Source organism: Clostridium sp. HCS.1 (genome assembly GCF_047900555.1).
GTDB lineage: Bacteria > Bacillota > Clostridia > Clostridiales > Clostridiaceae > Clostridium.
In genome coordinates, this window is the sequence record NZ_CP170704.1 from 3,463,924 (window position 1) to 3,475,728 (window position 11,805).

The window sequence follows — 11,805 nt, forward strand, 5'->3', positions numbered from 1 at the left end:
CCCCCTATAAGAACTTAAATTCTTTTAATTTATTAAAAACATCTTTGGAAACCTTTTCTGAACTACCAGTAAAACTTTCATGTTTTAAGTTAACTTCAGGTGGAAATATTCTTTCAACTTGAGTTGGCGAACCATTTAATCCATACTTATTTTCATCTTTATCCTCTAAATCATTTAATGATAAGATTTTTATTTCTCTATTTTTTGTTTTCTTTTTTCTTATATAGGATGGTAGTCTAGGTTCATAAATATCCTTTTCAACAGTTATTAAACAAGGTAATTTTACTTCTAATATTCCATTTACTTCTTGCATATCCATTTCAATAATTATAGAATCCTCTTTAACCTCAAATATTCTTTTCACATTTGTTACATGAGGAATTCCCAAGTATTCAGCTATTTCTGGCCCTACTTGAGCAGTATCCCCATCTGTAGTTTGCTTACCACAAATAATTAAATCGTAGTCTCCAGCTTTTTTGATACCTTGAGATATTGTATATGAAGTTGCTAAAACATCTGCTCCTGCAAATTTTCTATCAGAAATTAATATTCCATTATCTACCCCCATAGAGAATGATTCTCTAATTACTTCCATTGCTTGCTGTGGTCCCATACTTATTGCATCAACTGTTCCTCCAACTATCTCTTTAATTCTAAGTGCAGCTTCTAAAGCATATAGATCATAAGGATTCATTTTGCTATCTATTCCATCCCTTTTTAAAACTCCAGTCTTTTCATCTACTTCTACTTTTGATGTTCCTGGAACTTGTTTTATACAGACCATAGTATTCATAGTATCCTTCCCCCCATTATATATAATTATATCTTGTAATTCTATTTCACTTTTCCACAGAATAATTGTAATACCATTTTATATAATTGTCTATATTTGTTATTTTAATAACTTATTAAAAGAACTTTCGCATATTTATATTTCTATGAAAATGATTTTTAATAAATACTTTAATTATATAAGTACTATAATTTAATAATAAAAAATGCACTATAACTATTAGCTTTTTACATCTAGTAGCTGTAGTGCACTTCATTTTTACATTTTTCTAAACCTTAAATTTTTTAATTAATTCCTTTAATCTCATAGAATTATCCTTTAATCCCTGGGCTTCATTAGCAATTTCTTGCAATGCTGATGCTTGTTCTTCTGATGCAGCACTTACTTCTTCTGTAATTGCAGCAGTTTCTTCACCAACAGTAGAAACTTCAGATATTTTTACAACTACATCCTCCTTGCATAAAGATATTTTCTCTAAAGAGTTAGTTACTTCTTTAACATTCATTTCTAATTCATTTATTACATTATCTATAACTTCAAATTTATCTCTAGTTTCAATAAGGCTAACTCCAGTTTCTTTACTTAATTCACTTGATTTTAATATATCTATATAAAGTTCATTAATACTACCTTTTATTTCTACAATAACATTATTTATTTCTGTAGCTGATTTAGCTGATTCTTCTGCTAATTTTCTTACTTCTTCTGCTACTACTGCAAAACCTTTACCAGCCTCACCAACTCTAGCTGCTTCTATCCCTGCATTTAATGCTAAAAGATTAGTTTGTTCAGTAATAGATTTAATAGCTTCTACAATTATTCCTATTTGATGTGATTTATGTGATAGTATATTTACCTTATTAACTATATTGTCATTAGCTTCTTTATTTTCAGAGTACTTTTCACTTAATATCTCCATTGATATTCTACCTTCTCTTGAAGATAGCTTTACATCAGATGAAGTTTTTAGCATCTTATTTGAGCTTATTATTGATTTATTTATTTCCTGCTCTAACTCTCCAATTTTTTTAACACCATCATCTAATTGTATTGCTTGATTAGTTGCTCCTTCTGCTATCTCTTGAACTGATGTGGCTATTTCTTCTCCTACATTACTTGACTCTTTTGTTATTTCAAATAATGTGCTACTTCCATCATTAACTCTATTTGCTTCATCTTGAATACCTGAAATTAGTATTCCCATTTCATGTGAAAGATCATTTACAGCATTAATCATAACTGCTACTTCTTCATTATATTCATTTTTCACTTCCGATATTTCTGTAAAATCTCCACCTTTAATCTTATTTAATAATACAACTACACCTTTTATTGGTTTAGCTAACTTATTAATAAAATTCCTTGAAGCAATTATTACAATTGCTAGTGTTACTATAAAAACAATTAAAGGAATTATTAACTCTGAAAAATATTCCTTGATAGTCTCACTTAAAGGTATAAATACACAAGTTATATATCCTGTTTGTATATTTATAGATTTAGAAACTAAATAGAACTCATTATCTATTTTTATGTATTCACTATTATTGTCTTCAATTTTAATAACCTCTTTAATCCATGGAATATCAACTTCATTTTTGCCTATTAAATCTACTTCTTCATTAGCTATAATAGTCCCATCATTATTAAAAATTACAGAATAAGCATTATTATAATCTTCTATTTTTTTTATCAGAATAGATAAATATTCTAGATTTTTATCTATTCCAATTACCCCCTGTAATTCACCAGTATCATTAAATACAGCTTTAGAGTATGTAACCATAGTTCTTTTAGTTGTGTAATCCTCATAAGGATCTGAGACCACTACTTTATCCGGATTGTTTATAGAATTTTTATACCAATCTCTTTCTCTTGCATCATAATTCCCACCCGTATCTTCATATGGAGCCATGATAAATTTACCATCTTCGCTTCCCATATACACATTTGAAATACCCATTTTAGTATTAATATAACTTTCAAATAACTTTTCAAGCCATTCTGCTTCATTATTCTTATTATCTTTTATCCCTTTAGCATTGGCATCCTTAGATAAAAAATTAACATCTCCTATGCTATTGTTGTCATTAGTTTCTAATGCTTCATTAATAGAATTAATATTTTTGTTAATAATAGAATTTCTTAAATTTATGATATTTTTATTTAATGAATAAAAATTGGCAACAGCAATTACTATTAACGGTATTGTTGATGTTAAAACCAAGAATTTGGCAACAAAAACCTTCAATGTTTTTCTCTTATTTTTTATTTTCTTTTTCATTTTTCCCCCTTATATTTGAACATGTTTTATAATTACTATATTATTTTCGAATAATTCCCACTACTATTTAGAAAAATAGTAATAAAAAATAAGAGTCCTTTCAGCATTGATTTCATAAGTCATTCTGAAATAACTCTTATTAATTTTTAATATTATTTAAATGTTCTTTTTAAGAATTCTCTAGTACGTTCCTTTTTAGGATTATTAAATATTTCTTCTGGAGTTCCTTCTTCTTCTATGACTCCATTATTCATAAATACAACTCTATCTGACACTTCATTAGCAAATCCCATTTCATGAGTTACTACTAGCATAGTAAGTCCACTTTCTGCTAATTCCTTCATTACCTTTAAAACTTCTCCAACCATTTCTGGATCAAGAGCAGATGTTGGTTCATCAAATAAAATAACATCTGGTTCCATAGATAAAGCTCTTGCAATAGCAACTCTTTGCTTTTGTCCTCCAGATAATTGTTTTGGCTTAGCATTTATATAATTACCCATACCTACTATATCTAAGTATTTCATTGCTACTTTCTCTGCTTCTTCTTTAGACCTTCCTAAAACTTTTACTTGTCCAACAACACAATTACTTAAAACATTGTGATTATTAAATAAATTAAATTGTTGGAAAACCATTCCTAATTTAGTTCTATATTTATATATATCATGATTATCATCTAATATATTTTCATTTTTATATATTATTTCTCCACCTGTTGGCTTTTCTAAAAGATTTATACATCTTAATAATGTAGATTTCCCAGAACCTGATGAACCTATTATACAAATAACTTCTCCTTTATTTACTGAAAAATCAATATCCTTTAAAACTTCATGGCCTCCAAAGGATTTACTTAAATGCTTAACTTCTATAATCTTTTCCATATTAATTCCTCCTTAAGCCATTATATTATTCTTCTTAGCTTTATCTTCTATTTTAGAAACCTGCATTTGATTTCCTAATATTATATAGTTTTCTGGTCCATCAATTTTCTTTTCTAAATATCTTAGTATTCTTGTAACTGTAAATGTCATTATGAAATATAATATACATGCTACAAAGAAGGATTCAAAATATCTAAAGTTATTTCCAGCTATAGACTTAGTTTGGAAGAATAACTCTGAAACCGAAATAACATTTAATACTGAAGTATCCTTTATGTTAATTACAAATTCATTACCTGTTGCTGGTAATATATTTCTAATTACCTGTGGTAATACTATGTTAGTCATAGTTTGAAAATGATTCATTCCAATAGCTTGAGCTGCTTCAAATTGACCTTTATCTATAGAAACAATACCTCCTCTAACTATTTCAGACATATATGCTCCAGTATTAATTGAAACTATAAATAAACCTGCTGCAATTTTATTAATATCTATTCCAAAGGCTGCTGCTGAACCATAGTAAATTACCATAGCTTGAACAATCATTGGAGTTCCTCTAAAGAATTCTATATAAATTGATAAAATTATATTAATTATCTTTAATAATACCTTTTTTATACCTCTTTCAGGTATTGGTATTGTTCTTATTACTCCTACAATAAGTCCAATTAATGAACCAATTAAAGTACCTACTATAGAAATAAGTAATGTCATTCCTGCCCCACGTATAAACATAGGCCAGTTATTTGTAATTATTTTTATTAACCATTCTAGAGTCATCTTCTAATCTCCTTATATGTGAAATAGGGGCAACTGATTATAATAAATCAGTTTGACCCCCTTTATTGTTATTGAGCTGCTGGTTGATTTTTAATTGCGTCATCCATTATCTTCAATCTATCTTCCTCAGAAATTCCTTTTAAGGTTTCATTTATCTTATCTTTTAAATCACTATTCTTTTGAAGGCCAACTGCTATTGCTGTATCTTCTTCTGAAGTCACAAATCCTTCTTTAAATTCAACCATTTTAAAGTTTTCATTTGCCATTTGTGCACTTAATGCTTCAGGTCTTTCTGTTACATATCCATCTATTACTCCAGATTCAAGTGCAACTCTCATTGCAGGGAAGTTGTCCATTGCTGTAACTTTATTAACACTTGGAATTTGATCTATAACTGTATAGTGGAAAGTATTTAATTGAGCAGTTACTTTAGCACCTGAAAAATCTTTTAATGTTTCTGCATTTTCATAAGAACTGCCTTTTTTAACTAGCATTACTAAATCTGATTTATAATAAACATCTGTAAAGTCTATTGTTTCTTTACGTTCTGCTGTTGGTGACATACCTGCTATTATTGCATCTATCTTTCCAGATGTTAATGCTGGAACAAGTCCATCCCACTCAGTTTTAACTATTACTAATTTTTTACCTAAGCTATCTGCTATTTTCTTAGCTATTTCTACATCATAGCCTCCTGCATATTCAGAACTTCCATCTATTTTTACAGCTCCATTTGAATCATCCATTTGAGTCCAGTTAAATGGAGCATATCCTGCTTCCATTCCAACTCTAAATACATCTTCTCCAGAATTATTTGCATTACTTGATCCGCAACCTGTTAATGTTAGTGCTGCTGTTGCTACAGCTAAAATTAATAATGATAATTTTTTCTTCATATTTATCCTCTCCTTTATGATAATAAAAAAACCAACCTCTCGGTTGGTGCTATCTTAAATATTTCGGATAAGATACTCTAAAAAATAATTGAGCCATAAAGCTCAAGATCAATTCATAGACACTTAACCCTCATCTTCCCATTTGAGATAGCACAACTTAATAAACCGGGAAAGCTTATTAAGACAGTCCTGCAACTATTAATTACAGACCCAGCAAGTAATATCGAGATATATTACAAGCTTCGGCAAAATTTCCTTCTCAATAGCTTCATAGCACTCTCAAGCTCCACTAAAGACTGTTAAATTCTGCGCCTCTACCCCACTGCTAAGTGAGGTATTTATTTAATTTTATATACATTTTACTACTATTTTCCACCTATGTCAATAGATATATTTTCACATTTTTTATACAATACTTAATATTGTGAATTTAATATAAATGACAGCTTACAAAGTGATTCTTTTCTATCTCTCTCATTTCAGGTTCCACAGTCTTACATATGTCTGTTGCATAAGGGCATCTAGTATGAAATCTACATCCTGATGGAATATTTATAGGGCTAGGCACATCTCCCTTTATTAATGTTATTTCTGAATTATTTGCCTTCTTAGGATCTGCTATTGGTATAGCTGATAAAAGCCCTTTTGTATATGGGTGAAGTGGCTTTTTATATAATTCATTACTATCTGATATTTCTACCATTTTTCCAAGATACATTACTCCTATTCTATCAGAAATATGCTTTACCATAGATAAATCATGAGCAACAAAAAGATATGTTAGTTTTAATTTTTTCTGCAAATCTTCTAACATATTCACCACTTGAGCTTGAATAGATACATCCAATGCAGAAATAGGCTCGTCACAAAGAATAAAATCTGGTTCAGTAGATATGGCTCTTGCAATTCCTATTCTCTGCCTTTGTCCTCCACTAAATTCATAAGGAAACTTATCCATATCTGCCTCTGATAATCCAACCATGTCTAGTAATTCTTTTATTTTTTTATTTCTTTCATCCTTATTTAATTTAGTATGCAATGCTAAAGGTTCATTTACTAATTCTCCAACTGTCATATTCGGATTTAAAGATGAATATGGATCTTGAAATATAGTTTGAATTTTACTATAAAAGTTTTTCATTTCTTTTTTAGAAAGCTTAGCTATATTTGTTCCTTCAAAAATTATATCTCCTTCTGTTGTATCATAAAGCCTTGTAATAGATCTTCCAAGAGTTGATTTACCACAACCTGATTCACCTACAAGTCCGAAGGTTTCTCCTTTTTTAATATTAAAAGAAACTCCATCTACTGCTTTAACGTATTTTTTTTCCCCACTTAAAAACTCATTTTTTACTGGAAAATACTTTTTTAAATTCTTTACTTCTATTAATATATCATTAGACATTCTAACACCTCCCAATCTTAGATTTATTTTTCTAAAAAGCACATTGATCTATGTGTTTCACTAAAGTTTTTATAATTAGGCATTTCTTGAAAACATCTTTCAAAGGCAAATTCGCATCTATTTGCAAAAGGACAACCCTTTGGTGGATTTAATAGAGATGGTGCAGAACCTTTTATAGGCTTAAGTCTTGCTTTTTCATCATCTTCTATTTTAGGTATTGAATTAAGTAAAGCCTTAGTATATGGATGTTTAGCTTCATAGAAAATTTCCTCCACAAGCCCCTCTTCCATTATTAATCCACCATACATTACAATTACTCTATTGCAAAGGCTTGCTACTACTCCAAGATCATGAGTTATTAATATAACTGACATATCATTAATTTCTTTTAAGTTCTTTAATAACTGTAAAATCTGAGCTTGTATAGTTACATCAAGGGCTGTAGTAGGCTCGTCTGCAATTAAAAGCTTAGGATTACATGCTAATGCCATGGCTATTAAAACTCTCTGACGCATCCCTCCACTAAATTCATGAGGATATTGATCTATTCTCTTTTCTGGCATAGGTATTCCTACTTGCTTTAAAATGTCTAATGCTATTATCTTTGCTGCTTTCTTATTTATGCCTTTATGTCTCACTAATACTTCTATTAAATGATCTCCTACTTTTTTTAATGGATTTAAAGCAGTCATAGGATCTTGAAAAATCATAGCTATTTCTTTTCCCTTAATACTTTGCAATTCTTTTTTGCTCATGCTTGAAATATCTATATTATTAAAATAAACTTTTCCCTCTTCTATTTTCGCATTTTCAGGTAATATATTCATTACAGATTTCATAAGAACACTTTTACCACTTCCTGATTCTCCAACTATCCCTAATATATCACCTTTATTAACATTAAAGCTTACACCTCTTACAGCTTCAATTTTCTTATCTTTAATATTAAAATTGGTTTTTAAATTCTCTACACTAAGAAGGCTATTATCTCTATCCATTAGTTCTCACCTCCTGAAATTTTAGGTTCTACAAGGACTCTTAATACATTTCCTAATTTATTGAATGAATATATAGTTAAAATTATTAATATCCCTGGTATTAATGCCATATATAAGGCACTTTGAAGATTAGTTTGTGCATTTTGAAGAAGGTTTCCCCAAGATGACATTGGCGGCTGAATTCCAAGGCCTAAAAAGCTTAGGGAAGATTCAGTCATTATTGCACCTGCAATACTAGATGTTGAAGCAATAATTATTGTTGGAAAAACGCTAGGTATAATATGTCTAAATATTATTTTCCCTGAAGCTTCTCCAATAGATTTTGCATAAAGCACATATTCTCTTTCTTTAATTGAGAGAGTTTCTGCACGTACTAATCTTGAAGTTTCCATCCATGAAAATAAACCTATAACTATTATAATTGCTTGTAATCCTGGTTTTAAAAATATACTTATTACTGTTACTAATATCATCCATGGAATAGATGATATTATATCAACAATTCTCATTAAAATATTATCTATCTTTCCTCCATAATATCCACTTATGGTTCCTACAGCTACTCCAATACTAGTAGATATAATCATAGCTAAAATTCCTACTGTTAATGAAACTCTTCCTCCATATACAGTTCTAACAAAGTAATCTCTTCCTAATTCATCAGTTCCAAATATATGAGCTAAACTAGGTGATTGAAGAATATTAGATGTATTAGTTAAGTCAGGATCTATTGGAATTATAAAGGCAAATATTGATATAAATACTATAAATATTAAAAATAACATAGCAAATAAAGCACTCTTATTATGCTTAATTTCATCTTCAAAGTTTTTTAATCTTCTATTTTTTAATCTTCTATTTTTTAATTTTCTATTTTCCATTACGCTACCTCATTTCCTTTATTCTAGGATCTATTAATGAATAAAGTATATCTGACAATAAGTTTCCTAGTATAACTAAAGTTGATGATAGCAATAGAATTGCCATAATAATTGGATAATCTAAAGATCTTACAGCATTTACGAAATAAGGTCCAACTCCTGGCCATCCAAAAACAGTTTCTGTTATCATGGCTCCTGTAATAAGCATAGGGAGAGCCATTCCTAGTTTTGTAATTATAGGTAAAAGCACATTTTTACAAACGTGTTTAAATAATATTTCTGATTTACTTGCTCCAAAAGCTTCTTGAACCATAACATAGTCTTCAGAAACTTGTCCTATTGTAGAAGATCTCACATATCTTATTAAATCAGGTAAAAAGGCTACTACTAAAACTATACAAGGCATTACAAAGTGTAATAAGAAATCTCCTATTGATCCTTCTCTTCCAATAGTGTTCATTCCTAATATAGGTAATATTGAAAACTTATATCCAAAGATAAATATCATAATCATTGCAAACCAAAAGCTAGGAATAGCTATTCCAATAGAACAAAATCCATCTATAATTTTATCTACCAATTTATTTTTATTAGATCCTGCTAATAAGCCTAAAACTATTGAAATTATAAATGCGATTAAATAAGACGGGAATACTAATATAGCAGTTGCTGGAATTCTTGCTATTAAATCATTAGATATGCTTTCATGAGTAATTATTGAATATCCAAATTGTCCACTAAAAATTCCTTTAAGCCATAATAAATATTGCATATATACAGGTTTATCAAAACCATATTTTGCTTTTATAAGCTCTACAGTTTCCTGGGACATTTTTGGAGTAATCATTGTATCAATGGCATTGTATGGTGCTAATTGAATTAATGTAAAACAAATTATTGAAATTAGTAGTATTAAAGGAATAGCTTGAAGTATTCTCTTTAAAATGTATTTAGCCATCATTATCACTTCCCCGACAAAAATTATATGGTGCTGCAATATGCAGCACCTTCATTAAAATTAAAATTCTACTTAAAGCTTAATTTTGACATATCTTCAAAAGTATAAACTGGTACTAATTTAGCTTCATCAACTCCTGTTACATTAGAACTCATAACTACTATTCTCTTGTTTTCTAACATTGGATAGAAGTATGCGTTATCTTGTAATTTTTGTTGAACTTTATTATATATTTCAACTCTTTTTGCTTCATCAGTTTCAACTCTACCAGCATTAAATAAGTCATCAATTTCCTTGTCTTTATAGTGACTATAATTGTATTTACTTTCTGAAGTAAATAATGAGTTAAATGTATCTGGATCTATTCCCATGATGTATCCACCAATAAACATATCATAATCTGAATCTTCATTAAGCATTTGTTGACTTAAAGCTGTTCCTTCTTGTCCTGCTAATTCTACATTAACACCTATTGCTTTAAGATTTTGTTGAATTATTGTAGCTTCTTTTTGAGATGGAACATCATTTGAAGTATATCCAAGCTTAACTGTTAAATTGGTAACCCCTGATTCTTCTAATAACTTTTTAGCTTTTTCTTGATCAAAATTATATTGTTCAACATCATTTGTATGGAATGGGTTCCCGTTTGGTAAGAATGTATAAGCTTCCTCTGCATATTCCTTTGAACCAAAAGCAGCATTTATTAAATCTGTTCTATTCATTCCATAAAAAATAGCTTGTCTAACTTTTTTATCTTGTAATTTTTTTGAGTTTGAATTAATAACTACATAAGCAACTCTACCTTCATCATACTTATATGGAGTTAAATTATCTCCTTTTGTTAAATCAGTTAAATCACTAGATTGAACAGATAAAGCATTTATTTCACCCTTTTGTAAAGCAAGTTTAGCTGTATTAGCATCTGGTATTATTCTAAATATTACATTTTGTATATTGGCTTCACCAAGGAAGTAATGTTCATTTTTTTCAAACTTAACATATTGTCCTGCTTTATATTCTGCTAATTTATATGGACCAGTTCCTACTGGTGTAGCATTCTTTTCACTATTTTCAAAATTAGTTTCTCCTTCATAAATATGCTTTGGCATAATGAATATATTAGCTAATAGTTCCATAGCTGGAGCACTAACTTCTGGAAGTATGAAGTTAACTGTATAATCATCTACTTTTTCAACTTTTACTGGTTTTCCATTAAAAATTAATTGGCTATATGCCCATCCTGCATTTTCTTCTTTTAACATTTGTTCATAAGTGAACACAACATCATCAGCTGTAAATGCTTCTCCATCACTCCATTTAACATCTTTTCTAAGCTTAGCTGTATAAGTTAAATTATCTTCTGATGGAGTCATGCTTTCTGCAAGAAAATAATTAATTCCATCTGCATTATACATATATAAAGGTGAATATAATGCTTTTATAGTCATTAATCCATAACGATCACTAGTTGTTATAACATTTACTGAGTTTCCTGGATCCCCAGCAATACCGTATATAAATGAATCAGATTGTGAGGAAGTTCCTCCTGTATTGCTATTATTATCTACTTTATTACCACAAGCTGCTAATAACATTGCTGTAGCTATTGTTACTGTTAATAATTTTGATATTTTCTTAAATTTCATATTTACCCTCCATAAAATAATTATTTTTAGCAAAAGATATTTATAGTATAGTCTTTTTATAAATTCCACTATAATAAAAAATCGTCTCTTATTAAGATCCGAAGTTAAATAAACCCTATTCCTCTTTAATTGTTATAAAATAATATAAATCCTTAATCTATTTAATATAATAAGAAACTCCTTCTATTTTATTATTACACTCTAATTAAGGTGCAATTAATACTTGAGAAACAAAGAACTTTTTCTTTCAAAGCCTTACTAAATCTACCTTTAT

General features: G+C 29.0%; 10 protein-coding genes and 1 riboswitch. All 10 genes read right to left on the bottom strand.

Annotated features, from left to right (window positions below):
- Positions 1–4 precede the first annotated feature (4 nt).
- Complete coding sequence (locus ACFYH6_RS16660) at positions 5–793, bottom strand: electron transfer flavoprotein subunit beta/FixA family protein (protein ID WP_316343803.1); 789 nt, start codon at positions 791–793, stop codon at positions 5–7.
- A 268-nt stretch (positions 794–1,061) separates the two neighbouring features.
- Positions 1,062–3,077, bottom strand: coding sequence for a methyl-accepting chemotaxis protein (locus tag ACFYH6_RS16665; RefSeq protein WP_416179728.1), 2,016 nt, complete (start codon positions 3,075–3,077; stop codon positions 1,062–1,064).
- Between the two features lie 152 nt (positions 3,078–3,229).
- On the bottom strand, positions 3,230–3,964 hold the full coding sequence (locus tag ACFYH6_RS16670) for an amino acid ABC transporter ATP-binding protein (protein ID WP_416179729.1): 735 nt from the start codon (positions 3,962–3,964) through the stop codon (positions 3,230–3,232).
- A gap of 12 nt (positions 3,965–3,976) precedes the next feature.
- On the bottom strand, positions 3,977–4,747 hold the full coding sequence (locus tag ACFYH6_RS16675; RefSeq protein WP_316343800.1) for an amino acid ABC transporter permease: 771 nt from the start codon (positions 4,745–4,747) through the stop codon (positions 3,977–3,979).
- 68 nt (positions 4,748–4,815) lie between these two features.
- Positions 4,816–5,643, bottom strand: a complete 828-nt coding sequence (locus tag ACFYH6_RS16680; protein ID WP_316343799.1) for a transporter substrate-binding domain-containing protein — start codon at positions 5,641–5,643, stop codon at positions 4,816–4,818.
- A 140-nt stretch (positions 5,644–5,783) separates the two neighbouring features.
- Positions 5,784–5,968: riboswitch (Lysine riboswitch) on the bottom strand.
- Between the two features lie 105 nt (positions 5,969–6,073).
- Positions 6,074–7,048 (bottom strand): ABC transporter ATP-binding protein, encoded by a 975-nt coding sequence (locus ACFYH6_RS16685; protein ID WP_416179730.1) that lies wholly within the window; start codon positions 7,046–7,048, stop codon positions 6,074–6,076.
- 23 nt (positions 7,049–7,071) lie between these two features.
- Positions 7,072–8,046: an ABC transporter ATP-binding protein gene (locus ACFYH6_RS16690; protein WP_316343797.1), complete on the bottom strand. Its 975-nt coding sequence runs from the start codon at positions 8,044–8,046 to the stop codon at positions 7,072–7,074.
- Entirely contained in the window at positions 8,046–8,927 is an 882-nt protein-coding gene (locus ACFYH6_RS16695) for an ABC transporter permease (protein ID WP_416179731.1), read from the bottom strand. Before ACFYH6_RS16695 ends, ACFYH6_RS16690 begins: the two co-directional genes overlap by 1 nt.
- Before the next feature lie 4 nt (positions 8,928–8,931).
- Complete coding sequence (locus tag ACFYH6_RS16700) at positions 8,932–9,885, bottom strand: ABC transporter permease (protein WP_316343806.1); 954 nt, start codon at positions 9,883–9,885, stop codon at positions 8,932–8,934.
- A 68-nt stretch (positions 9,886–9,953) separates the two neighbouring features.
- Entirely contained in the window at positions 9,954–11,531 is a 1,578-nt protein-coding gene (locus ACFYH6_RS16705; protein ID WP_316343795.1) for an ABC transporter substrate-binding protein, read from the bottom strand.
- Positions 11,532–11,805: the final 274 nt, after the last annotated feature.